This window comes from Pseudomonas sp. D2002 (assembly GCF_013385735.1).
Taxonomy (GTDB): domain Bacteria; phylum Pseudomonadota; class Gammaproteobacteria; order Pseudomonadales; family Pseudomonadaceae; genus Aquipseudomonas.
This window is the reverse complement of the sequence record NZ_JACAPL010000011.1, coordinates 46,108-69,985: the sequence shown is the minus strand read 5'-3', so window position 1 is coordinate 69,985 and position 23,878 is coordinate 46,108. Positions and strand designations below refer to the sequence as shown.

The following is a 23,878-nucleotide window of genomic DNA, read 5'->3' as shown; positions in this document are numbered from 1 at the left end:
GACATGTTGCGGTGGTTGCAGCCATTTGTTGTGAGTTTGCTGGTGTTGATGGTCGCCGGCCTGTTGGTCACCGCTCAGGCCGAGACTTCGCCGATTGGCGTGGCCCTCGACCAACGGGTGATTGACCTCACTGGCACCCTCGACGCCCAAACCCTGGCCCGCCTGAAACTCGAACTCGACGCGCTTGAACGACGCAAAGGCTCACAGGTGGCCGTGCTGCTGGTGCCGACCACCGGCGACGCGAGCATCGAGGACTATGCCAACCAGGTGTTTCGCGCCTGGAAACTGGGGCGCAAGGACGTCAACGACGGCATCCTGCTGCTGGTGGCCAAGGACGATCGCAAGGTGCGCATCGAGGTGGGCTATGGCCTGGAAGGCACCGTCACGGACTTGCTGGCCCATCGCATCATCGACGAGCACATCACGCCGGCGTTTCGCCAGGGAAACTACGTGGGCGGCGTGGCCAGGGGCGTGAATGACCTGGTCGTGCTGGTAGACGGCGGTGACCTGCCCAGGGACGCTGAAACGGGGTTGCCCCTGGGCGCCAGCGCGGTGTTACTGGCGTTCATTGTCGGTGCCGGCGTCGGCGTGCTGGTGGTGACCCGCACGCTGCACTGGCGCCACGCGTTGATTGCCATGGCGGTGCTGACTGCGCTGGTGGTGGGGGTTTGCGGCGGTCGGGAATGGCCGGTGTACCTCGTGGTGTTTCCACTCAACCTGCTGATCGGCGCCGCGGTTTTCGGCTGGCTGTGGAGGGCACGCACAGTGTTCTATTGCGCGCTGGCGCTGTTGATCTATGGGGTCAGCCTGGTGGTGGTGAATCAATACCGCGACGTCAATTTCTTCGACTGGTTGGCGTTTTTGCTGGGGACAGTAGCGATTCTGGCGCTGTTCCTGGCGCTGTTTTGGGTCATGAAAGACGCCTGGCGCAGGAGCCGAGTGGGGTTTTTGGTGCGGTTTTTACTGGCAACCGTAGTGTTTGTGGGGGCCGGGCTGGACGCGCACGCCGGTCCTGGCGGTTGGCTGCTGGCGTTGCCGAAAGCCGCGTTTGCGGGGGTATTCATCTTTTGCCTGACCGCCAGCAGTTTTCGCTCAGGGTCGGGCGGCGGCTCCTCCCGCTCGAGATACCGCAGGTCCAGCTCGAGCAGCGGTTCCTCCAGCAGCGGTAGCGCTGGCGGTAGCAGCGGCGGTGCGGGTCGAGGCGGTTCCAGTGGCGGCGGTGGGGCTTCCGGAAGCTGGTAACGACTGGCGTGACTTATACGTGCTTTAGCCCCGATCAGGTAAAGTCGGCGCCTCCCGGTTGAAACTTCAGGTAACAAACATGATGGCGATTCTGCGGCAATCCGTCTTGGGTCTTCTCGCGTTGGTGTTCATCGGCTTGCTGAGCACAGCGCAGGCAGACACTTCGCCGATTGGCGTAGCCCTTGACCAACGGGTAATCGACCTCACCAATACCCTCGACACCAGCACGACCCAGCGCCTTAACGACCAATTGGCCGCCCTTGAACAGCGCAAAGGCGCGCAAGTCGCGGTACTGCTGGTGCCCACCACCGGCGGTGCGAGCATCGAGGACTACGCCAACCAACTGTTCCGCGTCTGGAAGCTGGGGCGAAAGGATGTCAACGACGGCATCCTGCTGGTGGTGGCCAAGCAAGACCGCAAGGTGCGCATCGAGGTGGGTTACGGCTTGGAAGGCACCGTCACCGACCTGTTGGCCCATCGCATCATTGAAGAACACATCACCCCGGCGTTTCGCCAGGGCGACTATGCGGGCGGCGTGCAACAAGCCGTCAACGATCTGACCGTGCTGGTGGACGGCGGCGACCTGCCACAGCAGGCGGCACCGCAGGTGAATCCGCAGATCATCGCGGTACTGCTGGCGTTTATCGCCGGCGCCATCGGCGGTGTACTGATCGCCGCCGGCAAGTTGCATTGGCGCCGGGCGCTGATTGCCACCGTGGCGGTGACGGTGCTGCTGACGATTTATTCGGGCGGGCAGGAGTGGCCGGTGTACCTGGTGGCCTTTCCACTGACCCTGCTGATCGGCGGGGCCACGTTTGGCGCGCTGTGGCTGGCGCGCGCGGTCTTTTATTGCGTGGTGGCAGCGCTGGCCTACATCGTCGCGGTGCTGGTGGTGAGCCACTTCGTCGAAGTCAACTACGTGCATTGGCTGGCGTTGCCGTTTGGCGGCGCCCTGGTGCTGGCGTTGTACGTGGGGCTGTTCTTTGTCATCCATCAATCCTGGAAGACCAAACCACGTTTCTTCCTCGTGCGTGTGCTGGCGGTGGCAGAGGTGTATGTGGCGGTGGGGTTGATGCTCGGGCACGGTTACCAGGGTTGGATACTGGCAATACCGGCGGCCTCCGTCGTTGCGTTTATCGTGTTTTTGACGAGCATTTCCGATGGCGGCTCGGGGTCGGGCGGTGGGTCGGGTTCAAGTTCCGCAAGCTCGAGTTCCAGCTCCAGCAGCAGCTCGTCCGGTGGCGGTGGTTCCAGTGGCGGCGGCGGGGCGTCGGGCAGTTGGTAAGCCACTAGCGCGGCTCGTAACCCACCCAGCTTTTAAAGCTGAAGCGGGCGTAGAACAGCTCAACGCCTTCGCCCTGCATTCGTGGTAAAACGGTGATCTTTTCAACCCTGAGTACGGACGCTCAATGCCTACCGCCCCCACCCCAACGTTCATTATTCGTGCCGCCATTGCCGAGGATGCGCTGTGCATTGGCGTATTGGGCATGCAGGTGTTTCTCGACACCTACGCCACTGAAGGCATTCGCAGCTCGATTGCCCATGAGGCACTGCAAGCCTTTGCGCCGCACACCATCGCCCAACTGATTGCGCAACCCGGCATTGCGTTGCTGGTGGCTGAAACCAACGGCCACCTGGTCGGCTTCGCCCAGATCAAGCTTAACGCCAGCCACTCGATGATCGACACCGCTGACGCTGCCGAGCTGCAACGCCTCTATATTCAGGAGCGCTTTACCGGCCAGGGGCTGGGCTATCAGCTGCTGCACGCGGCGGAGCAAAGCGCTGCACGCGATGGCGCTGCGTTACTGTGGGCAACCGTGTGGGTCGGCAACGAACGCGCACTGGGCTTTTACCCTCGACGCGGCTATGAGGTGCTGGGTTCACCGACCTACACCTTCCAGGGTGAAACCCACGGCAACCGCCTGTTTGGTAAAACCCTGATACTCGACGTGTGAGGCGTCAGGGCAGAACGATATAGTCGTTCTGCTGGATGATCGGTCGATGCGGTCCTTGCACCAGATGGACATAGCGCCCGTCCACCAGGTCGATCGGCAGGCAGTCGTCGATATCCAGCACGCCGTCGGTATGGGCCTGTGACCAGTGGCGCAGCATCTGCTGTTTGCCCTTGCTCATCGCCTCCTTTTTGTCGCGGGCAACCACCAGCAAATAATGATGAGCCTCGCCAAACACGTTGGCTTCATAGCCGCCGAGGTTGATGAAGTACAGGTGGTGCGCGTCTGCTTGTGGTGCCATGTGGCTGATCTCGACTTTCCAGCCGTCGACGCCCTCCACGGCCATCCAGGAGTCGATATGCACACCCTTGGGGCTGCCGAACCAACCGTCGCGCAGTTGCGGGTAGGTGGCTTGCAGCGTTGGCGCCACTGCGAACACCACATCGTGAACTTCAATTCTGGCCCGTGGGTGCTTACCCCCGAGCATGACGACAAACAGCATTGCAGGTTCTTCCTGGCGACTTGGCAAAGGCTAACCATACTTCGATTGAACCCTTTTGTCCGGTCAGTGCCACACAGTTAACCCGCGAACTCATCAGGAGGTTGTCATGCGTACTATCGATCTGGCCGGTGTTCCCGTGCCTGTCATCGGCCAGGGTACCTGGCGCATGGGCGAAAACCCGGACCAGCGCCGGGCTGAAGTCGCTGCGTTGCAATTGGGTATCGACGAAGGCATGAGCCTGATCGATACCGCTGAAATGTATGGTGAAGGCGGTGCCGAAGAGGTGGTCGGCGATGCCATTCGCGGCAAGCGCGACCAAGTGTTTCTCGTCAGCAAAATCTACCCTCACAATGCCAGTCACAAAGGCGTGCCTCGCGCCTGCGAAGCCAGCCTGCAACGCCTGGGCACTGACTATATCGACCTGTACCTGTTGCACTGGCGCGGCCAATACCCTCTTGAAGAAACCGTCGACGCTTTCGAACGCCTGCGTGAAGCCGGCAAGATCGGCCGCTGGGGCGTGTCCAACTTTGACGTGGCCGACCTGCAGGAACTTGCCTCCCCAGCCTGTGCGACCAACCAGGTGCTCTACAACATTGAAGAGCGCGGCATTGAATTCGACCTGCTGCCATGGTGGCAACAGCACCACTTGCCGCTGATGGCTTACTGCCCCATCGCTCAGGGCGGTGAGTTGCTGGCCAGCCCCACGCTCAAGCAAATCGCCCGTCGCCACGAGGTGACACCGGCCCAGGTATCACTCGCCTGGGTCTTGCGCCAGGACGGTGTGATCGCCATCCCCAAGGCCGTTACACCCGAACACGTGCGGCTCAATGCCAGGGCTGCGCAACTGGTGCTGGATGAGCACGACCTGGACGCAATCGACCGCGTATTCGGCGCCCCCAAACGCAAGCACCCGCTGGCGATGGTGTAGTCAACCGGCAGCAGTCACGGCGCCGTCCCTGGCGGCCGTGCCTGCGTCAGCCGAAGTTAGCCGGCGACCGGGCTACGCCAGTCGTCCGAGCCGGACGTGCCGGCCACTTCGTGGGTCCAGATGATCTTGCGATAGGTGAAATACACATCCTCCAAATGCGTGAAGTGCGCATTGTCAGGGTCCTGGCAATTGGGCATGCGCGATTGCACGTCGACGATGGTCGCGCCTTCCAGCTCGATGGTGAAGTAATGCTCCTGGGTGCCGGCCGAGGAGGTGCGGAACCACTCCAGCCGGCACGACACTTCTTCGCCCGAGGTCAGCGCGCTGAAGAGCAGCGGTGAGGATTTGTCGAAGACCTTGCTGATCATCAGTGGTTTGTGCACCCGTTGACCGGTTGGCTGGCCCGATTGCGGATCGCGGGGAATGATTACCTGATGGGCAAATGCCTGCACGAGGATCTGGTCCTCATGGCCCTCCTGATAAATGTTGCCGACCGAATCCTGGGTAAATGTGCCTGCCGTGATCAAGCCCTGTTTGACGCCGGTGACGGAGAGGTACGCGGGTGTTGGCATGACTGGTTTCCTTGTCTGATTAAGTAAGTATTCCCGAGCGGCATTACGGCCGTTCAGGCAAGTCTCTATAACAAGAAGCGTGCCTGAAATGACGAACGCTAATGAAATAGCGGTCTTTGGCGTTAGTTGGGTAAGTATTTAAGAAGTTGTCCTAATTTTTGTCGGTGTTTTAGTGTCTTTTTTTGCGCACCTATGTGCAGTTAGTTGCTCGAACTATTTGTGGTGCGTGGATGCGGATGTTTAAGGTTAAACGGGGTTTTTTGGCTGGGTGAACTGCGCAAGCTGTTGCGCAGGCCTTTATTTACTGGGCCTGTAGGAACTTTCTTAAGTTTAAAACCCTGGCTTGCTGATTGCTTTTTGGATGGCTAAGGTTCGATGGCTTCCTCAAAAAATGAACGGGAAGCAAATGGAGCGCTGATTGGTTAATTGAAATTAGTGTGCTGCTTTTGCCTTGAACTTTTGCCTTGAAATAGTTACCTGCGGCCTAAAATGGATTATTCAGACACGCTGTACGCTTATTACCTTGAAGTTGCGCGGCTACCTTGTTCGCCACAGGATTTTTCCGGCTGTGATAGTCGGTTTTCCAGCGAGTTCGAGGCCTTGGAATCCGAGCTTGGCAAAGCGCAATCGATTCATGGTGCAAGCCAGCCGGATTGGCACAAAGTCAGCGAGAACGGTGAGCGTCTGCTGCGTGAGCATTCCAAGGATCTGCGGGTGGCTGTCTGGTTGACATGGGCGCTGTATCAGCGTGATTCATTTCCCGGGCTTCTGGCGGGTCTCGGTTTGCTACGCCACCTGTGTGTGCACCACTGGGCGGTTGTGTACCCCGCCAAGTCGAGGACCCGCAGCGCTGCGTTCAATTGGCTGGTGTTGCGGTTGGAGCCGCTTTTTGCGCAGAACCTCTCGCTTACCGAACAGCAGGCAGTGTTTCAGGCGCTGCTTGAACACCTCGCGAGCCTCGACGAAATATGGGGCGAGCGGCTGGGTGACGATGCGCCTTTGTTATTACCGATTCGCAGGCAACTGTCGGAGCGCCTGGCACTTGCCGCGCAAAGCCGTCCTGAGCCTGGCGCAGTGGCGGGTGTTATTGCCCAGGTCAAGCAGGCGGCAACGCAACTGCGCCAGCCCGAGCAGTTGGTGAATAACGAAAAAGACGCTCACAAACTGCTGCGTGCATTGCAGGAGCAGGCTCGCCCGTTGTGCGCCTGGTGGCTACGCCAGAGTGCGACAGACCTGCGGGCCTTGCGCCTGAGCCGAACCCTTGCATGGCTTGCGCTGGTCAATTACCCCGACGCCAATAGCGAGCGAGTAACGGCATTGCGTGCGCCGTCGCCCGACAAACTTAAACGGTTGCAGGACCGCTTTGACCAGGGGCATTACGCCGATCTTTTACTGGAACTCGAGGTGAGCCTGGCTGGCGCGTTGTTCTGGTTCGATGGGTTGCGTATGGCTTGGGAGTGCCTCGAAGCCTTGCAGGCCGACTTGGCCATGACCGAGTTGGAAATGAATTTTGCCTTGTTGTTGCAACGGCTGCCGAGCCTGCCTCAGTTCAAGTTTGACGACGGCAGCGGGTTTGCCGATTCCGCGACAGCGGACTGGATCGCACTGCATGTGCTTCGCCATCTGCACAAGACCGAGCCCTCAAATGTCGTGGTCGATGTGGGCAGTGCGCCCTGGGAAACGGCGTTGCAGGCAGTGATGTCCAGGCTGCGTAAAGAGGGGCTGAAGGCAGCGGTCGGTGAGCTCAAGCAAGGTTTGCACGCCGCGTGCAGTGACCGCGCGCGTTTTCATTGGCGATTGGCGCTGGCCAGGTTGTGCATCCGGGCGGGCAAGCATGAGCTGGGCAGGATCCAGCTTGAGCAGATGGACCTTGAACTCCAGCACGCAGGCCTGGACCGCTGGGAACCCGAGTTGGCCTTTCAAGTCGCGCGGCTGCTGCATCGCTGTTATGACCTTTTGCCACAAGACCACGCCGTGCGCGAACGCAAGGAAGTCACCCATCGCAGGTTGTGCCACTTCGATCTCGAAGCGGTACTTGAATAGGCTTTCGAGCCGACCAAAAAAGGAGAAAGGCCGTGGCCAAAGACGGTTCGGTAGCACCCAAGGAACGTATCAATATCACCTTCAAGCCCGCCATTGGCGGCGCTCAAGAGGAAGTCGAGCTGCCGTTGAAATTGCTCGTGCTGGGGGATTTCAGCCAGCGTGAGGATTCGCGCAAGCTCGAAGATCGAAAGCCCATTGGTATCGACAAGCACACCCTTGATGAGGTGCTGGCCAAACAGGCGTTGAGCTTGACGTTGAGCGTACCCAACCGCTTGCAGGAGAACACGGATGTCGAAGCGTTGGCCGTCCAGGTGCGGATCAACTCGATGAAGGATTTCAACCCCGCCAACCTGGTTGAGCAAATACCCGAGTTACACAAACTGATGGCAGTGCGGGAGGCGTTGATGGCGCTCAAAGGGCCTTTGGGCAATACACCCAGCTTTCGCAAAGCCATTGAGCAGGCACTGGCCGATGACGAGTCGCGTGCGCGGGTACTTGCTGAGCTGGGGCTGAGCAGCCCCGTCACCTGAACACTTCAGTAAAAGGACACTGACACCATGATCACCACCCAGCCCAACTCGCAGCCCGCAAGCGCCGCTGACGAGTACAGCATCCTCGACAACATCGTTGCCCAGACACTGCTGAGTGCCGACGACGAAGCGTACGGCATTGCCAAACGTGGCGTGTCGGCGTTCATCGAGGAACTGCTCAAGCCGCAGAACAGCGCAGAACCGGTGAAGAAACGCCTGGTCGACCGGATGATTGCCGAGATCGACACCAAACTCAGCCAGCAAATGGACGAAATTCTCCATCACTCGGATTTCCAGGCGCTGGAGTCTGCCTGGAAGGGCTTGCAGCTGCTGGTCGACCGTACCAACTTCCGAGAGAACATCAAGATCGAACTGCTGAATGTCTCGCGGCAGGATCTGCTGGATGATTTTGAGGACTCGCCGGAAATTACCCAGTCCGGGCTTTACAAGCATATTTACAGCGCCGAATACGGCCAGTTCGGTGGTCAGCCGGTCGGCGCGATCATCGCCAACTATTTCCTGTCACCCAGTGCACCGGACGTGAAGCTGATGCAATACGCATCCAGCGTCGCCTGTATGGCTCACGCACCTTTTATTGCCGCTGCCGGGCCGGCCTTCTTTGGGTTGGAAAGCTTCACCGGTTTGCCTGATCTCAAGGACCTCAGGGACCATTTCGAAGGCCCCCAGTTTGCCAAATGGCAAAGTTTTCGCCAGAGCGAAGACGCGCGCTATATCGGCCTTACGGTGCCGCGCTTTTTGCTGCGAACGCCCTACGACCCGCTTGAATGCCCGGTTAAAACCTTTGCCTACCGGGAAACCGTGGTCAACAGCCACGAGCATTATCTATGGGGCAATACCGCGTATGCCTTTGCTACGCGCCTGACCGACAGCTTCGCGCGCTTTCGCTGGTGTCCGAACATCATCGGCCCGCAAAGCGGCGGGGCAGTGGAGGACTTGCCGCTGCATCACTTTCAGAGCATGGGCGAGATTGAAACCAAGATCCCGACCGAAGTGCTGGTTTCGGACCGGCGTGAATACGAGCTGGCACAAGAAGGGTTTATTGCCCTGACCATGCGCAAGGGCAGTGACAATGCGGCGTTCTTTTCCGCCAGTTCCGTGCAAAAACCCAAGTCTTTTGGCATCAGTGAAGAGGGCAAGGCGGCCGAGTTGAATTACCGACTTGGCACCCAGCTGCCCTACATGATGGTGGTCAATCGTCTGGCTCATTACCTCAAGGTTTTGCAGCGCGAGCAGCTGGGTTCGTGGAAAGAACGCACGGACCTGGAGTTGGAACTCAACAAGTGGATTCGCCAGTACGTGGCCGATCAGGAGAACCCCAGTGCAGAGGTGCGTGGACGCCGCCCATTGCGCGCAGCTCGCATCGTCGTCAGCGATGTCGACGGAGAACCAGGCTGGTACCGGGTTAACTTGAGCGTACGCCCGCACTTCAAGTACATGGGCGCAGACTTCACGTTGTCGCTGGTCGGCAAGCTCGATAAAGAATGAGCCGAAGCCAGGGGAGGCCCCACCACAATAGCCTTTTCGAACGCCTCGAATGCGATGCGCCAACCCCGGCGTGCAGCGTGGCTTCTGTTGCTGCACATTTGGAAAAAATGCTCAGCACCCGCGCAGGCAGTGTCCAGACGCTGCCTGACTACGGCTTGCCTGACCTCAATGATATGCGGCTCAGCCTGCATGAATCCTTGAGCCAGTCGCGCGTACTGATCGAACGTTTCATCCGGGCGTACGAGCCGCGGTTGGCGAATGTGCGCGTCAGGGTTCTGCCACGGGTGAGTGAACCCTTGACCCTGGCATTTTCGATTGAAGCAGCGCTGCTGGTGGAGGGTGTCATGCAGCCGGTTGTGTTTCATGCGCGGCTGGCGGATGCCGGTCGCGTCGAGGTAAGTGTTGATGGGCTTTAACCGCTATTTCCAAAGTGAGCTGAGCGCCTTGCGCCAACTTGGGCGGCAGTTCTCTGAGCGTAACCCTGCGTTGGCACCGTTTCTTGCGCAGACCGGCCAGGACCCCGACGTAGAGCGGCTGCTGGAGGGTTTTGCGTTCCTCACGGGGCGCCTGCGCCAGAAGCTGGATGACGAGTTGCCAGAGCTGACGCATTCCTTGATGCACTTGCTATGGCCGAACTACATGCGGCCAATGCCTGCGTTCAGCATCCTGCAATTTGACCCCTTGAAACGTGCTGGCCCCAGTGTACGAGTGGCACGCGATACCGCCGTGGAAAGCGCCGCTGTCCAAGGCGAGCGTTGTCGCTTTCGGACCTGCTACGCCACCGACGTCATGCCACTGCAAATCAGCGGCCTGGAGTACACGTGCCAGGGCGAAACTGCACGGTTGGACCTGCGCTTGAACATGAGTGCCGAAGGCAATTTCACTGAGCTGGCATTTGATTCCTTGCGCCTGCACCTGGCGGGGGACCGCTACATCAGCCAAGGCCTCTACCTTAGTTTGTTGCGCCACCTTGACGGCATCGAATTGCGCTTGCTGGATCACGCAGGCTTGCCGGTCAACCGCGCCGACGGGCAACCGGCAACACTGCGTTTGCGCGCCAGTCAGGTCCAGCCGGTGGGGTTTTCAGAGGCGCAGGCGTTGATTCCGTATCCGCAGAATACGTTCCGCGGTTACCGACACCTGCAGGAATACTTTGCTTTCCCGGACAAGTACCTGTTTGTCGATGTCGAGGGGCTGAGTGCGCTGCACGCGCTTCCCCATGAATTGCTCAAGCAAGTGCAGGGCATGGTGCTGCGTTTCGAGTTGCGCACCCAGGGGCATCGCCCCCCAAGACCCACCCTGGACAACCTGAAGTTGTATTGCACACCCATCGTTAACCTGTTCAAACATGATGCGGTGCCCGTTCGCCTGGACGGTAAGCAGGACGAGTACCTCTTGGTGCCGGGGGAATATACGGCGGGCAATGCCGCTGTGTTTTCCGTGGACAGTGTTATTGGCTGGCGCCCCGGCGGGCTGGGCTATCAGGCCTACGTGCCGTTCGAGTCCTTTGAGCATGACGAGGACAGTGACCTGGCGGTGGCGCCATCCAGCTACAGCCTCCGCCAACGCTTGTCGTTGCAGCATGGAGGCCTTGATACCTGGATGGGTTTCGGTGCGCGCGCAGGGGAAGGTCAGGAAACACTCTCCATCGAACTGACCTGTACCAATAGCAACCTGCCACGGCAATTACGTGCCGGCGACATAAACCGGCCCTGCGAACAGGCCCCTGAGTCACTCACCTTCCGCAATATCACGGCACCCACGGCGAGCTTCGTGCCGCCGCTGGATCAGGATTTCCTGTGGAAGCTGATCAGCAACATGTCACTCAACTATGTGTCGTTGACCGATATCAGCGCCTTGAAGGTGATCCTGCAAACCTACGATTTGCCGCGCTATCACGATCGACAGGCGCAAAAGGTCAGCCAGACAAGGCTGGGCGCGTTGCGGTCGATCAGCCACGAGGCAGTTGACCGGTTGCACCGAGGGCTGCCCATTCGCGGTTTACGGGTGGACCTGACAGTCGACCCCCATGGCTTTCTCGGGTTGGGCGACATGTTTGTGTTTGCCTCTGTCCTCAATGAGTTCTTCGCGCTCTACGCCAGCCTTAATTCGTACCACGAGTTGCGAGTCACCAGCACACAAGGAGACGTGTATCTATGGCCATCCCGGATGGGGCAACAACCCCTGCTTTGAACCACCTGTGTCGTGTCATCCGCGAGTACACGCTATTTCAGGCGGTGCAGCAGGTGATCGAGCGATTGCGCGAGGCCCATCCGTTGCTGGATGAGGACGCGCTGTATGAGCACCTTGAGTTTCAGGCCAACCCTGGCCTGGGGTTTGCCGGGCATGACATCGATCATGTGGCGTTTTTTGTGGAGCACGGTCATCTGCGCGCTCGTCTGCGCCTCAACATCCTGGGGTTATTTGGTGCTGGGTCGCCATTGCCGGCGTTTTATGGCGAACAGGCATTTGCCGAGCGTCCTGGGGGCAACCCCACTCGCGATTTCCTTGACCTGTTCCACCAGCGACTGCACCGCCTGATGTTGCCGATCTGGCGTAAGTACCGTTACCGCGCGTGTTTCCAGCGCGGTGCCAGCGATGTCTTTTCCGAGCAGATGTTTGCGCTCATCGGCTTGGGTGGCGAGGCGATTCGTCAAGCTACGCAACTGGATTGCAAGCGCCTGTTGCCGTACTTGGGGCTCCTGAGTTTGCGCGCCCATTCGGCGACGTTGATCGAGACTGTCCTGCGGCATTACTTCAAGCACCGCCCTTTGTTCATTGAACAGTGGGTTGAGCGCACGGTGGAGGTTGCCCCTTTGCAGCGCAATCACTTGGGGGTCGCCAACAGCGAGCTCGGTCAAAACCTGGTGCTGGGGCAGCGTGTGGCTGACCGTAGCGGCAAATTCAGGGTGCACATGCGCGCACTGAGTTGGCAACGACTGCACGAGTTCCTGCCCACTGGCAGTGGGTATCAGCCCTTGTGCTCACTGGTGCGTTTCACCGCACGCGACCCGTTGGAGTACGACTTGCGGCTGGTGTTGGCCGAAGGCGAGATCAAGGCGCTGCACATTGGCGAGCGCAACGTCTGCCGCCTGGGTTGGACCACTTGGCTGGTGCCTGAACATGCCGACGGCGTGGTCACGCTTGCGGGCAATTTTCGTTAGGGGCTGATGATCATGATTAATGTGGACCTGCAACAACTTATACGCACGTTGACAGCCCAGACACGGCAAGACCTGGAACGCGCAGCTGAGCGCTGTGTGATGCGCGGTGGCCGTGAAGTGCTGGTGGAAGATTTACTCCTGGCGTTGCTTGAGCAGCCCGACGGGTTAATGGTCAAGGCCCTGGCAGATGCAGGCGTGCAGGTGAGCGAGCTGCAAGCCGTGTTGCAGCCCAGAAGTGAACAGAGCGCTACGCGCAACCCGGTCTTTGCCCAGGCGCTGGTTCACTGGCTGCAGCAGGCGCTGATGGTTGCTCATATTGAGCTGGAACAACGCTGTGTGGATCATGGCGCGCTGTTGCTGGCGTTGCTGCGCCACCCGCTGGATTATTCCGGCAGCGGCTATTACGGCGTGCTAAGCCGTCTGGATGCCGGCCGTGTGCGTGATTTTTTGGCGAGCCAGGTGTCAGCGCCCCAGCCTGTGGTGACGGAGTCGCTGCTGCAGCGCTTTACGCATGATCTGACGGCTCAAGCGCGCGAAGGGTTGATCGACCCGGTGTTGTGTCGCGACAGCGAAATTCGACAACTGATTGACATCCTTGTGCGACGGCGCAAGAACAACCCGATTCTGGTCGGCGAGGCCGGCGTGGGCAAAACGGCGATTGTCGAAGGGCTTGCCTTGAAGATCGTCGCTTCTCAGGTGCCCGAAGCGCTCAATAATGTGCGCCTGTTGACCCTGGATATGGGCCTGCTGCAAGCCGGTGCCAGCCTCAAGGGTGAATTCGAGCGGCGCCTCAAAGGCTTGATCGATGAGGTCAACGCTGCGCCACAGCCGGTGATTCTGTTTATCGATGAAGCCCATACCCTGGTCGGCGCCGGAGGCCAGACGGGAGGTTCCGACGCTGCCAACCTGCTCAAGCCGGCATTGGCGCGGGGAGGGCTGCGCACCATCGCCGCAACTACGTGGGCGGAGTACAAACAGTACATCGAAAAAGACCCGGCATTGGCGCGGCGTTTTCAGCCGGTACTGGTCGGCGAGCCGAGCGTTGAGGCGGCTGTGTCAATCCTGCGTGGCCTGGTCCCGGTTTATGAGGCAAGCCATGGGGTTTACGTACGCGACGATGCCGTCGTAGCGGCGGCGCATATGAGCGCGCGTTACCTCGCGGGTCGCCAGTTGCCGGACAAGGCCGTGGATGTACTGGATACCGCATGCGCGCGTGTGCGCACGCGCCAGGCTCTGCCACCTGAGGCATTGCAGCATCTTTGCGCGCAACTGGCAGAAGGCAACCGACACTACCTGGCATTAAGTCGCGACGCCGACCGGGGGTTGCCGGCCGAAGCGCAGACGTTGCAGGCGTTGAACTTGCGCTTGGAGGGCCTGGAGTGCGAGCGCCAGGCGCTGGAGCAGCAGGGCGGGCAATCGTCGAACACGCTGGAGGTGTGCCCGCGCCTGGTGGCGCAAGTAATCAGCGCCTGGACCGGTATTCCGCTGGAGCAACTGGCACTTGAGCCCAACGAAAAAGTCCTGGGCTTTGCCGATGCCCTGCGCGCTCGAATCCTGGGGCAAGAGCACGCCGTGCAAGCCCTTGACCGCGCATTGCGGGCCGTCGCTGCCGGGCTTAACAAGCCCGATGCGCCAGTAGGGGTTTTTCTGCTGGTGGGCCCCAGTGGCGTCGGCAAGACAGAAACAGCGCTGGCCCTGGCCGAGCTTTTGTACGGCGGTGAGCGGTTTATCACCACCATCAACATGTCGGAGTATCAGGAACAGCATGCCTTGTCCCGACTGATCGGTGCTCCACCGGGCTACATCGGTTACGGCGAGGGCGGCATCCTGACGGAAGCTGTGCGCCAACGCCCTTATTCAGTGGTGCTGCTTGATGAGGTCGAGAAAGCCGACCCGCAAGTGCTGAACCTGTTTTACCAGGTCTTCGACAAGGGCCGCGCCAATGACGGCGAAGGGCGAGAAATTGATTTTCGCAACACGCTGCTCTTGATGACTTCAAACCTGGGCAGCGATTGCATCAGCGCACTCTGTGCAGACGGCCGGCGACCAGACGCCCACGTGCTGCAGGACGCTATCCAACCGATCTTGCGTGCTCATTTCAAGCCGGCGTTGTTAGCCAGGATGCGTGTCGTACCGTACTACCCGATTGCCGGGCAGGTGCTGCATGACGTGGCACGGCTCAAGCTGGCAAGCCTGGGTGAGCGGCTGCAACGACGCCAGCTCGCATTCAGTTATTCGTCCGAACTGATTGCGCACATGGCCGAGCGCTGTGCCCATGGTGATAGCGGTGCGCGGTACATCGACCAATGGATCGAGCGCGAGTTGCTGCCACAGATGGTGGACCGTTTTCTCAGTGCCATGGCCATGGGCGAATCATTGTCCTTGGCCCATGCGCGATTGGACGGTAACGGCCAGCCGACGTGCGAGTTCAGCTGATGAACGACGCCCTGTTTAACGGCTTGTCCGACCCTCTGGCCTATGCCGATAGCTTGCTGAACTGCTTGATGAGCCTGGGCCAAGGCCGTGATGCGTCAACCTTGCCCGACCTGTGTGTTGCGGGCGCCGCGCAACTGAGCCAGTGCGAACTCAGCCAGTTGTATCGGGTTGATGAGGTCACGGGGCGACTGGACCTGATCGCCCAGCATCTACTGGGAGCGCCAACGCGCGTCGACCCGGCTGTGGGTGCGGTATGGCAAGAACAGCAGCTGCTGCATTACGTGCTCAACCAGCGCAGCGTGCTCGGCGTCGATGACGTGCAGCGGTGCCTGTATGACACGGCTTTTCTGCCGATCGCGCAGCACCGCTGGTGTTCACTCTTGGCCGTGCCGCTGTTCAATCAGAGCCAGCAGGTGAACGGCGTGCTGCTGTGCGCCAGTTGGCAGGCAACGCCGTTGCTGGGCTACGCGCCTTCGTTGGGCAAACTGGGCGGCTTTGCCTTGAGCCAGCTGCGTCTGCTCCGGAGCGTGCAGCCCGCGCCAAGCGCCAAAAAGGCGCAACGCGGTACACCGGTGACAGGTGCGTACGGCTTGATCGGCAACAGCGCTGCGATTGAGGCGACCTGCCACTTGATCGACAAGGTCCTGCATACCCCTTACACCGTTCTGCTACGCGGCGAGACCGGCACCGGCAAGGAGGTCGTGGCACGCGCTATTCACACGGCGGGGCCGCGCAGTGGCCAGGCGTTTGTGGTGCAAAATTGCGCGGCCTTTCCGGAGGGGTTGCTCGAAAGTGAGCTGTTTGGCTACCGCAAAGGCGCCTTCACCGGCGCCGAGCGCAATTACGCAGGGCTGTTTGACGCCGCACATGGCGGGACCTTGCTGCTGGATGAGATCGGCGACATGCCGCTGGCCTTGCAAGCCAAGTTGCTGCGGGTTTTGCAGGAAGGCGAGGTGCGTCCATTGGGCGCCAGCACTGCCCATAAGGTTGATGTGCGCATCATCGCTGCGACCCACCGCGATCTGTCTGCGATGGTGGCGCAAGGCAGTTTCCGTGAAGACCTCTATTACCGACTCGCACAGTTCCCTATCCAATTGCCCGCCTTGCGTGAGCGCGATGGCGATGTGCTGCAACTGGCGCGACATTTCGCTGAAAAGGCGTGCGCGTCACTGGGGAGGGCGGCTGTTGATTGGTCGAACAGCGCACTTGACCAGCTGTCGAGCCATGGCTTCCCCGGCAATGTCCGTGAACTCAAGTGCCTGGTGGAACGCGCCGTTTTATTGTGTGACGACGGTGTGATTCTGCCCATGCACCTGTCACTGCCACAGGCCCCGGCTGCCGCCGTGGCACTCGACACCACGCTACGCCAGCGCATGGAGCGGGTGGAGCGGGTGTTCCTGATTGATTGCCTGCACAAGAATCGTGGCAATCGCACCCGTACCGCGCGTGAGCTTGGCGTTGCGCGTCGCACGCTGCTCTACCGTCTGGCGCGGCTCAACATCCCTATTGGCGATGCCAAGGGGGAGTGCTGAATGCTGTGCTTGAGCGCTGCCAAGTATCAACGCCGCCTGCGTCGAATCGGGCTTGGCGACCTTAACGTTGTGGAGAAAAGCTGATGCCTGTTCGTTCGTGGCAAGCCGTCGTGCTTGTGTTGTGTTTACTGGGTGGTTGCAGCGCGAACTATGTGTTTGATGATGCCGATTACCGCCCGCTGGGTGAGCCGAAGGTGATAACCCGTGACCATTGAATGGGGAGAGCCCGACCATGCAACTCGTGTTTGAAGTATGTGATGTCAAGGGCGTCAACAGCGCAGTATCGGCGCGTAAAATGTTCGACGGCACCGGCGGTGTGATTGGCCGCGGTGCGGGTTGTGACTGGATGATTGCCGATTCCAGCCGCCTGCTTTCCAGTCACCATGGATTGGTCGCTTACCGCGAAGGCCGGTACTTTTTAACCGATATCAGCACTAACGGTATTGGTGTATCCGGCAGTGCCGAGCGACTGCACAAAGGGCAGGCGCGATTGATCGGCGACGGCGAGGTGTTTGAATTGGGGCCGTTTGCGATACGTGCACGATTGATCACGCCGGTACGGTCTGTGGACACGCCATACGATGTCGGCAGCGGCGCCATTCCCGATGATGCATTCCTGACGTTGGACCCTATCCAGGCACTGGACCTGGAGCATCAGCAGCAGACCAGGTCGCAGGAGTTGGCGGCATTGGAGGAGGCCGCTGAGGGGCCTGGGTCGTGGCCGGATAACCGTGTGGCCAGCAGAGACCATCTGACGATACCGCGTCGGGCTGAGCCTGTCCGGGAAACCCTCTCGAACCCTTGCGCCAGGGTGCCGTCGGACACTAACGCCTTTGGGGAGCAGTTTGCGGCGGCGCTGGGCATTCGTCTGGAGACGCTCGACCGCGCGAGCCAAGAGGCCCTGGCGATCAAGGTGGCACGCTTGCTTCGTGTGGGCGTCGAGGGGTTGCAGCAAAGCCTGCATACCTGTGAAGAGCTCAAACATGAGCTGGGCCTGGGGTTTGTCGGCCCTCTGCAAAAAAGCCGCAACCCCTTGAGCGCGTGTGTCGATACCGATGCTGCCTTGGCGACGCTGCTGGGGCCGGCGGACGCGCACCATTTACCTGCCGAACAGGCCATTACCCAGGCTCACCGGGCTCTACAGGCTCATCAGGTTGCACTGCTGGCGGCGTCTCGCAGTGCGCTGCGCAACACACGCAATGCCTTCGCGCCGGGTCATCTACTGATGTGCTTTGCGTCTCGGGGCAAGCGGCCGCGGTTTGCCACTGACGGTGGGCACTGGCGGGCCTACCAGCGCCACTACCAGCATTGGATTGAGGATGAGCAGTGGTCAGGCGGCGATTTCGCCACGGCCTATGAAGAGCAGCTTCGTTTGATCTCGACACTGCACGCCGATTATTAAGGATGATAGTTATGTATCGAGCCACGCTTGTTTCAATGCTGCTCCTGCTCGGTGTGTTGGCCGGTTGCAGCGCGGTGTCGCCGTTTTCCACCTTGACCAAATTGGACGTGACGCTCACCGCCGCTGACCAGGTCAACCCTGATCTGCACGGCCGCCCCTCGCCGGTGGTGATACACCTGCTTGAGTTGCGACATCCCGTGGCCTTTGAGAATGCCGACTTTTTCAGCCTGTACAGCAATGCCGAACAAGCGCTGCCCAAGGATTGGGTGGGCAGCGAGGAACTTGAGCTGCGCCCGGGTGAACGGCTGAGCCTCAAGCTCAGGCTTGAACCTGGAGCGCGTTTTCTGGGGGTACTGGCGGCCTATCGAGACCTGCCTCATGTGCAATGGCGAATGGTCATCCCGGTCACCGCGCAACAGCTGACCGTTGCTGACCTGGTGCTGGACCAATCGGGTATTCGCGTGGTTTCGCCCCTTCCTGACAAGGAGGGCAAGTGATATGCCGATTCATAAAGTCATCTGGCAGGAAGGCATGTTGCTCAGGCCACAGCATTTCCAGCACAACGACCGGTATTACCAGCAGCAACTCAATCAAATTCGGTTGCTCGACACGGACGCCTGGGGTTTCCTCACGCTTGAGGTTGACGTGCAGTACCTGAATTTTGGCAAGGTAGTGGTCAACCAGGCCTCGGGTGTTTTACCGGACGGCAGCCTGTTCGAGCTGGGTGGGACGATGGAACCCTTGGTCCTGCAGGTGCCCGCCAACTCGGGCAAGCAAGCGATTTATCTGGCGTTGCCGCTGGCCACCGGCAACCAGGTCGAGGTCCGCGAGCAGCAGCAGGTCGATGTCCTGTCACGCTACCTGGCCTGTGACGTTGAGGTGGGTGATTCGAACGCCGGCATCGACTCAAGATTACGCATCAATTGCGCACGCCCTGATCTGCGTCTTCTGTTGGGAGACCAGCCCAGTGACCATGGCTTGATCAAGCTCAAGGTCGCGCAGGTAGTGGGCGCCTCCGATGAAGGCGGCGTGACCTTGGATACGGATTTCACACCGACCTTCATTTTTCTGCAGGGCAGCGCCTATCTGTCATCGTGCCTCAAGGAAGTCATCAGCCTGCTGGCGAGTCGCGGGGACGCCATTGCGGCGCGTATGCGCGGCGACGGTGTGGCAGCAGGCTCGGAAATTGGCGACTTCCTGATGTTGCAACTGATCAATCGCACCGAACTGGAGCTGCGTCACTACTTGAGCCAGGCCCAGGTGCGCCCGCATGTGCTGTTCCGAGCGCTGCTGTCGATGGTGGGTGAGTTATCAACGTTCGCCAGCGCCAGCAAACGCGCGCAGCTGGACGTACGCTACAGGCATGGCGATCAGAGTGAGAGTTTTCGTGAGCTGATGGCGGGCGTTCGAGACGTGCTGTCGATGGTCCTGGAGCAGCACGCCCTTGAGCTGCCACTGCAGCAACGCCAATACGGGGTGCTGGTCTGCCCGGTGAGCGACCTGAAGCTGCTGGGCACGGCAACCTTCATTCTCGCGGCCACGGCGCAGTGTGATTCGGAGGAGTTGCGTCATCGCCTGCCGGCCCATCTGAAGGTCGGGCCGGTGGAGCGCATACGCGAGCTGGTTAACCTGCACTTGGCGGGTATCAAGGTCAAGCCGCTGCCGGTGGCGCCGCGACAGCTTCCGTTCCATGCCGCAAAAACCTATTTCATGCTCGATCTGAATGCCCGCGATATCACGCAGTTGGAGCAGTCGGGCGGTTTTGCCTTCCATGTCGGCGGTGAATTTTCAGCGCTTGAACTCAACTTCTGGGCCATCAGGAACTGAACACTATGGACAGTGAATACCCGCAGGACGAAAAAACCGTATTGCTCGACCATGAAGGCCGTGGCCCTGCACAGGGGCCGATAACGGACTTCCCCGCGCCGCCGCGCTTTGAGCAATTGGAAGATCGGATGATCTACGCGGCCCGCCTGCACGACGCGCAATGCTTCAAGGTTGGCCTCAATCCGTTGGTCGCCGCAGCATCGGCTTTATTGTCGCAAGTGATTGAGCTCAAGGGCTGCTCCGGTCGCGAAAGCCTGGGCACGGTCAATGATCGACTCTCAGCGGCGGTCACTCAATTTGAAGCCCGTGCCTTGCAGTGCGGTGTCGAGAGCAGCCAGGTCATGTCGGCGCGCTACGTGCTGTGCAGCGTCGTCGATGAGGCCGTGGTCACCACGGCGTGGGGTAATCGCAGTGATTGGTCGAAGATGAGCCTGTTGAGTCGTTTTCACAACGAAACCTTCGGCGGTGAAAAAGTCTTCCAGCTGTTGGAGCGTCTGTCCCGCGATCCGGTCAAGCATTTGGCGATGCTGGAGCTGATGTACCTGTGCCTGTCCATCGGTTTCGAAGGCAAGTACCGCATCATGGAACGCGGTGCATCGCAGCTCGAGAGCGTCCGCGACGCCTTGTATCGACAGATACGGCAAGTGCGCGGTGAACCCACCCGGCAACGTGTGCCGCCGGTCAAGGCGGGGCGCGCACGGCGTGGGCGATTACGCGTGATTTCAACGGCGTGGCTCGCAGTCTTCACCCTGGCCTGTGTGCTGGCGATGTACGCAGGGTTTGCCTGGAAGCTGGGCCTCGAGGTCACGACCACGCTGCAACCCCTTCAATTTTCGGCGTCGACACTGACTCAGACGCCCTTGTAAACGCTGGGAGCAATGAATGAACGCATTCTTTAAGAGCGCGAGCACCGTGCTGGGCAGGATTTGGGTCTGGAGCTTGCTGCTGGTGCTTTCCTGTGCAGTGTTGGTGTGGTGCGCAGGGCCGTTGCTGGCGGTGGATGATTACCGCTTCTGGCAAAGCCAGACGGCTCGACTGGTCACCCTCTGCGCGTTGTTTCTGCTGTGGGGGCTGGCGATGGTCGTAGTCGGTGGCCGCCGTGCGAGCACGCCGGGAAGTGCTGAACGCGACGTTTGCCAACCGTCTTCGGCCGGGGCGCAAGATGAGCAGAAACAGGTACGCGGTCGCTTCAAGGAGGCGGTTCAGCGCCTGAAAACCTCACGGCGTTACGCAGGGCACAACGCACGTTGGCGCAATGACTTGCCGTGGTACTTGTTGATCGGCGGGCCCGGCAGCGGCAAAACGCATTTATTGGCTGCAGCTGGTTTGCAGTCGCCGCTGGATCACATTGAGGCGAGGGCGACACACGGCACTGCACATTGCGAATGGTATTTTGCCGACGAAGGCGTGCTCATCGATACGCCGGGGCGCTACTTGACGCAACCCGACAGTGTGGTGGATGCCGCGGGCTGGTCGACTCTGCTGAGTGCGCTCAGATTGCGGCGTCGAGTACGCCCCCTCAATGGTGTGGTGGTGACGTTATCGGTAGACGCGCTGTTGAGCGGCAATGAGCACGATCTGGACCTCCATGCTCGCCGTGTGCATTCACGCTTGCAGGAAGTGCAGCAGACATTGCACGTGGATGTACCGGTGTACCTGGTGCTGACTCAGGCTGATCGGGTACCGGGGTTCGCCGAATTTTTCGACGCCTCCTTGGCAGAGGACGCTGAAAGCGTGCTGGGTGAGTTCCTCGACCCGGGTGCGGCGGGCATTGACGTCACGCAGGTGCGTCAGGCGTTCGAGGCGCTACTGCAAGGTTTGAGCGCTGAGCTGATGACGCGATTGCACCAGGAGCGCAATGTTGACCGTCGGGGTCGTATGCTGGATTTCCCCCAGCACGCGGCGCAGCTCGGCGAGCGTTTGTGCCTGTTTGTCGAGTCGGCTTTTTCCGCTCACCGTTACCAGCGGATCAAGGGGCTGCGCGGCTTCTATTTGACCTGTGCCGGCGACAGGCGCAGCCACTTCGTCCAGGGCTTGTTCAGTCGGGTGATCTTCACTGAGGCGGGTCTGGCGGGGCTGCAGGCCACGGAGCAACGGCGCATTCGTCAGCGCCTGGGGTTGCAGGCCCTGGCCATGGCAGGTGTGATCGGTGGCGCCGGGTGGCTTTGGGCCTACAGTTATTCAGTCAACCAACAGCGCCTGGCGCAATTGGCAACATTGCTCGCACACCCGTCGCCCAATGTGCCGGATATTCACCAGACCCTGGCGCTGTTGGATGCGCGCTTTGCGGCAACGCAGGTGTTTGCGCCGGTTGCGGACGTCGCGTTTATTGAGCGCGCCGGCTTGTACCCAGGTGAGGCGAGCCGCCCACCACTGACCCGCGCCTACGAGCAGGCCCTGCTGACAGCGTTACTGGCGCAGGTAACGGCACAGCTCGAAGAGCAGGTGCGCGCAAGCCTGGGGGATCGTGAACAGCTGCTTGACCACCTGCGTGCATACCTGATGCTTAACGTGCGTGAGCGCCGAGACAGCGCATGGCTGGCGCAGCGGGTGGCAGACCAATGGTCCTTGAGTCATGTGGGCGATGCATCGGCGCAGAGGCGCCTGAATGAACACTTGGCACGTCTGCTCAAGCAACCGTTTGCAGCGCCACTCGATGAAACGCTGGTAGCCACCGCGCGGGAAAAACTGCGCGGTGAGTCGCTGGCCGATGCGGTCTACCGCGCCCTGCGTGAGCAATCGCGCAACCTGGAGCCTGTGCGTCTGGCTGAGGGCAAGGTGTTTGCGGGCATAGACCCACCGATTCCCGGTTTCTATTCAAAACGCTATGTGCAGTACTTCGAGGCACAAGGCCCAAGGCTGGTGAACGCCATCGCGCAGGACAACTGGGTACTGGGGCAGAGCACCGACCTCAGTGCCATGGAGTTGCGCCGGCTGATGGCTGAACTGCACCAGCGCTATTTCAGTGAGTATGCCGATGTCTGGAGCGCAGCCCTTGGGCAGGTCAAGCTGCAACGCACTGACAGCCTCAAGCAGGATGCCGAACAGCTGGCGAGCCTGACATCGGCCCAGTCACCGTTGCTGCAGTTATTGCTGTCACTGCGTGAAAACACACGCTTGCTGCCCAGCCCGCAACTGTTGAGCACGTTGGCCCCTGCGGTCGGTGAGGCCGGCGAACGGCTGCAGTCGGTGCTGGCCGATGGGCGGGTGGCGGCGGTTCCAGACACCGCGCGTCGTGCGCTGCAACGGCGTTTTGAACCGTTGCACCAACTGCTTGATGAACAGCAGAACCCCGGTGTCGAGTTGACCCAGGCATTGCGCGTGCTCGACGAGTTGCACCTGCAATTCACTGCGCTGAATCGGGAGAACTTGCCGGAGCAGGCGGCCTTCCAGCGGGTCAAGCGGCGAATGGAGGGGCAGCAGGATGCGTTGGGCAGCCTGCGCGATGCAGCTGCGCGTCTGCCGTTGCCGCTCGCCGGCTGGTTTGAGGGCGTGGCTGACGACAGTTGGCGTCACTTGCTGGAAGGGGCTTATGTGCATGTCAATCAACGCTATCAGAGCGAGGTGCATGGCCTCTACGCCAAAGCGATTCGCCAGCGATACCCCTTCGAGGCCCACGCGACCAGCGAGGTTGCGCTTCATGATTTTCAGGAGTTCTTCAAGCCTAATGGTGTGATGGCGGGCTTTTACGAGGCCTATCTGCGGCCTTTCATCAGTGCTGACGGCAACCGCTACCGGCTGCGGGGGCTGGATGGCCATAGCTTGCCGATATCGCGATCATTGCTGGAGCAACTGACGAAAGCTCAGGTCATCCGTCGCGCTTTCTTCCCCGAGAGCAACAGTGAGTTGTCTGTTCGCTTTACCTTGGCGCCCTATAGCCTGGATCAGTCGGTCAGTCGCGCGACCCTGCGTTTTGGCGAGAAGCAGCTTGAGTATCGCCATGGTCCGATCGTGAGCATGGCGTTTGAGTGGCCCACCGACGCGGACAATGGTCGTAGCAGCCTGGTACTGGAAAGAGGCGCCGAACAACGGCCATTGGGTATCGAGAAAAACACCGGGGCCTGGTCGCTCTTCAGGTTTTTCGACTTATTGCAAAAAGAACCCGCCAGTGGACGCAGTGCGCAGCTGTACAAGGCAGACCTCGCCGGTTTGCGCGCCAATTACCTGCTCACCAGCCAACGCACACCCAGCCCGTTTGACATGGAGGCATGGCGCACTTTCCGCCTGCCGGAGCAACTGTGA

The 23,878-nt window shown here is 60.2% G+C and carries 20 protein-coding genes; 18 read left to right on the top strand and 2 right to left on the bottom strand.

Annotation, left to right across the window (positions count from 1 at the left end):
• Positions 1–3: 3 nt before the first annotated feature.
• From HX783_RS21545 to HX783_RS21535, 3 genes are all read left to right on the top strand, one after another.
• Positions 4–1,242, top strand: coding sequence for a YgcG family protein (locus HX783_RS21545; RefSeq protein WP_177018155.1), 1,239 nt, complete (start codon positions 4–6; stop codon positions 1,240–1,242).
• Positions 1,243–1,321: 79 nt separating this feature from the next.
• On the top strand, positions 1,322–2,527 hold the full coding sequence (locus HX783_RS21540; RefSeq protein ID WP_177018154.1) for a YgcG family protein: 1,206 nt from the start codon (positions 1,322–1,324) through the stop codon (positions 2,525–2,527).
• Positions 2,528–2,651: 124 nt separating this feature from the next.
• Positions 2,652–3,197 (top strand): GNAT family N-acetyltransferase, encoded by a 546-nt coding sequence (locus HX783_RS21535; protein ID WP_159957176.1) that lies wholly within the window; start codon positions 2,652–2,654, stop codon positions 3,195–3,197.
• 4 nt (positions 3,198–3,201) lie between these two features.
• Here the strand turns inward: HX783_RS21535 and HX783_RS21530 are convergent, their stop codons facing one another.
• Entirely contained in the window at positions 3,202–3,696 is a 495-nt protein-coding gene (locus HX783_RS21530; protein ID WP_159957174.1) for a DUF1543 domain-containing protein, read from the bottom strand.
• 106 nt (positions 3,697–3,802) lie between these two features.
• Here HX783_RS21530 and HX783_RS21525 point away from each other — a divergent pair, with 106 nt between their 5' ends.
• The gene (locus tag HX783_RS21525) at positions 3,803–4,624 is read left to right on the top strand and encodes an aldo/keto reductase (RefSeq protein WP_177018153.1); all 822 of its coding nucleotides are present in this window, start codon (positions 3,803–3,805) and stop codon (positions 4,622–4,624) included.
• Between the two features lie 56 nt (positions 4,625–4,680).
• On the opposite strand, the gene HX783_RS21520 is transcribed toward HX783_RS21525, so the two are convergent.
• Entirely contained in the window at positions 4,681–5,196 is a 516-nt protein-coding gene (locus HX783_RS21520) for an Hcp family type VI secretion system effector (protein WP_159957170.1), read from the bottom strand.
• A gap of 489 nt (positions 5,197–5,685) precedes the next feature.
• Between HX783_RS21520 and tssA the strand changes: the two genes are divergently transcribed.
• From tssA to tssM, 14 genes are all read left to right on the top strand, one after another.
• Positions 5,686–7,239 carry a type VI secretion system protein TssA gene (gene tssA / locus HX783_RS21515; protein ID WP_177018152.1) on the top strand — a complete coding sequence of 518 codons (1,554 nt, stop codon included), beginning with the start codon at positions 5,686–5,688 and terminating at the stop codon, positions 7,237–7,239.
• 32 nt (positions 7,240–7,271) lie between these two features.
• A complete protein-coding gene (gene tssB / locus HX783_RS21510) occupies positions 7,272–7,769 on the top strand; it encodes a type VI secretion system contractile sheath small subunit (protein ID WP_177018151.1) in 498 nt (165 codons plus the stop codon).
• A gap of 27 nt (positions 7,770–7,796) precedes the next feature.
• Positions 7,797–9,275 carry a type VI secretion system contractile sheath large subunit gene (gene tssC / locus HX783_RS21505; RefSeq protein WP_177018150.1) on the top strand — a complete coding sequence of 493 codons (1,479 nt, stop codon included), beginning with the start codon at positions 7,797–7,799 and terminating at the stop codon, positions 9,273–9,275.
• Positions 9,272–9,691 (top strand): type VI secretion system baseplate subunit TssE, encoded by a 420-nt coding sequence (gene tssE / locus HX783_RS21500; protein WP_177018149.1) that lies wholly within the window; start codon positions 9,272–9,274, stop codon positions 9,689–9,691. Before tssC ends, tssE begins: the two co-directional genes overlap by 4 nt.
• On the top strand, positions 9,681–11,468 hold the full coding sequence (gene tssF, locus HX783_RS21495; RefSeq protein ID WP_177018148.1) for a type VI secretion system baseplate subunit TssF: 1,788 nt from the start codon (positions 9,681–9,683) through the stop codon (positions 11,466–11,468). Before tssE ends, tssF begins: the two co-directional genes overlap by 11 nt.
• Positions 11,432–12,439, top strand: coding sequence for a type VI secretion system baseplate subunit TssG (gene tssG, locus HX783_RS21490; protein ID WP_177018147.1), 1,008 nt, complete (start codon positions 11,432–11,434; stop codon positions 12,437–12,439). Before tssF ends, tssG begins: the two co-directional genes overlap by 37 nt.
• A gap of 12 nt (positions 12,440–12,451) precedes the next feature.
• Entirely contained in the window at positions 12,452–14,875 is a 2,424-nt protein-coding gene (locus tag HX783_RS21485; RefSeq protein WP_177018146.1) for an AAA family ATPase, read from the top strand.
• Positions 14,875–16,407, top strand: coding sequence for a sigma-54-dependent Fis family transcriptional regulator (locus tag HX783_RS21480; protein WP_177018145.1), 1,533 nt, complete (start codon positions 14,875–14,877; stop codon positions 16,405–16,407). Before HX783_RS21485 ends, HX783_RS21480 begins: the two co-directional genes overlap by 1 nt.
• 83 nt (positions 16,408–16,490) lie before the next feature.
• On the top strand, positions 16,491–16,622 hold the full coding sequence (locus HX783_RS21475; protein ID WP_177018144.1) for a type VI secretion protein: 132 nt from the start codon (positions 16,491–16,493) through the stop codon (positions 16,620–16,622).
• Positions 16,623–16,639: 17 nt separating this feature from the next.
• Positions 16,640–17,809 (top strand): type VI secretion system-associated FHA domain protein TagH, encoded by a 1,170-nt coding sequence (gene tagH, locus HX783_RS21470; RefSeq protein ID WP_177018143.1) that lies wholly within the window; start codon positions 16,640–16,642, stop codon positions 17,807–17,809.
• Between the two features lie 11 nt (positions 17,810–17,820).
• The gene (gene tssJ, locus HX783_RS21465) at positions 17,821–18,306 is read left to right on the top strand and encodes a type VI secretion system lipoprotein TssJ (RefSeq protein WP_177018142.1); all 486 of its coding nucleotides are present in this window, start codon (positions 17,821–17,823) and stop codon (positions 18,304–18,306) included.
• 1 nt (position 18,307) lies between these two features.
• The gene (gene tssK, locus HX783_RS21460; protein WP_177018141.1) at positions 18,308–19,636 is read left to right on the top strand and encodes a type VI secretion system baseplate subunit TssK; all 1,329 of its coding nucleotides are present in this window, start codon (positions 18,308–18,310) and stop codon (positions 19,634–19,636) included.
• Between the two features lie 5 nt (positions 19,637–19,641).
• Positions 19,642–20,502: a type IVB secretion system protein IcmH/DotU gene (icmH, locus tag HX783_RS21455; protein ID WP_177018140.1), complete on the top strand. Its 861-nt coding sequence runs from the start codon at positions 19,642–19,644 to the stop codon at positions 20,500–20,502.
• A gap of 16 nt (positions 20,503–20,518) precedes the next feature.
• Positions 20,519–23,878: a type VI secretion system membrane subunit TssM gene (gene tssM, locus HX783_RS21450; RefSeq protein WP_177018139.1), complete on the top strand. Its 3,360-nt coding sequence runs from the start codon at positions 20,519–20,521 to the stop codon at positions 23,876–23,878.

Excerpts from the sequence above, each read along its gene's own strand:
- HX783_RS21545 (WP_177018155.1), top strand. The coding sequence starts at position 4 with ATGTTGCGGTGGTTGCAGCCATTTGTTGTGAGTTTGCTGGTGTTGATG.
- HX783_RS21540 (WP_177018154.1), top strand. The coding sequence starts at position 1,322 with ATGATGGCGATTCTGCGGCAATCCGTCTTGGGTCTTCTCGCGTTGGTG.
- HX783_RS21535 (WP_159957176.1), top strand. The coding sequence starts at position 2,652 with ATGCCTACCGCCCCCACCCCAACGTTCATTATTCGTGCCGCCATTGCC.
- HX783_RS21530 (WP_159957174.1), bottom strand. The coding sequence starts at position 3,696 with ATGCTGTTTGTCGTCATGCTCGGGGGTAAGCACCCACGGGCCAGAATT.
- HX783_RS21525 (WP_177018153.1), top strand. The coding sequence starts at position 3,803 with ATGCGTACTATCGATCTGGCCGGTGTTCCCGTGCCTGTCATCGGCCAG.
- HX783_RS21520 (WP_159957170.1), bottom strand. The coding sequence starts at position 5,196 with ATGCCAACACCCGCGTACCTCTCCGTCACCGGCGTCAAACAGGGCTTG.
- tssA (WP_177018152.1), top strand. The coding sequence starts at position 5,686 with ATGGATTATTCAGACACGCTGTACGCTTATTACCTTGAAGTTGCGCGG.
- tssC (WP_177018150.1), top strand. The coding sequence starts at position 7,797 with ATGATCACCACCCAGCCCAACTCGCAGCCCGCAAGCGCCGCTGACGAG.
- tssE (WP_177018149.1), top strand. The coding sequence starts at position 9,272 with ATGAGCCGAAGCCAGGGGAGGCCCCACCACAATAGCCTTTTCGAACGC.
- tssF (WP_177018148.1), top strand. The coding sequence starts at position 9,681 with ATGGGCTTTAACCGCTATTTCCAAAGTGAGCTGAGCGCCTTGCGCCAA.
- tssG (WP_177018147.1), top strand. The coding sequence starts at position 11,432 with ATGGCCATCCCGGATGGGGCAACAACCCCTGCTTTGAACCACCTGTGT.
- HX783_RS21485 (WP_177018146.1), top strand. The coding sequence starts at position 12,452 with ATGATTAATGTGGACCTGCAACAACTTATACGCACGTTGACAGCCCAG.
- HX783_RS21480 (WP_177018145.1), top strand. The coding sequence starts at position 14,875 with ATGAACGACGCCCTGTTTAACGGCTTGTCCGACCCTCTGGCCTATGCC.
- HX783_RS21475 (WP_177018144.1), top strand. The coding sequence starts at position 16,491 with ATGCCTGTTCGTTCGTGGCAAGCCGTCGTGCTTGTGTTGTGTTTACTG.
- tagH (WP_177018143.1), top strand. The coding sequence starts at position 16,640 with ATGCAACTCGTGTTTGAAGTATGTGATGTCAAGGGCGTCAACAGCGCA.
- tssJ (WP_177018142.1), top strand. The coding sequence starts at position 17,821 with ATGTATCGAGCCACGCTTGTTTCAATGCTGCTCCTGCTCGGTGTGTTG.
- tssK (WP_177018141.1), top strand. The coding sequence starts at position 18,308 with ATGCCGATTCATAAAGTCATCTGGCAGGAAGGCATGTTGCTCAGGCCA.
- icmH (WP_177018140.1), top strand. The coding sequence starts at position 19,642 with ATGGACAGTGAATACCCGCAGGACGAAAAAACCGTATTGCTCGACCAT.
- tssM (WP_177018139.1), top strand. The coding sequence starts at position 20,519 with ATGAACGCATTCTTTAAGAGCGCGAGCACCGTGCTGGGCAGGATTTGG.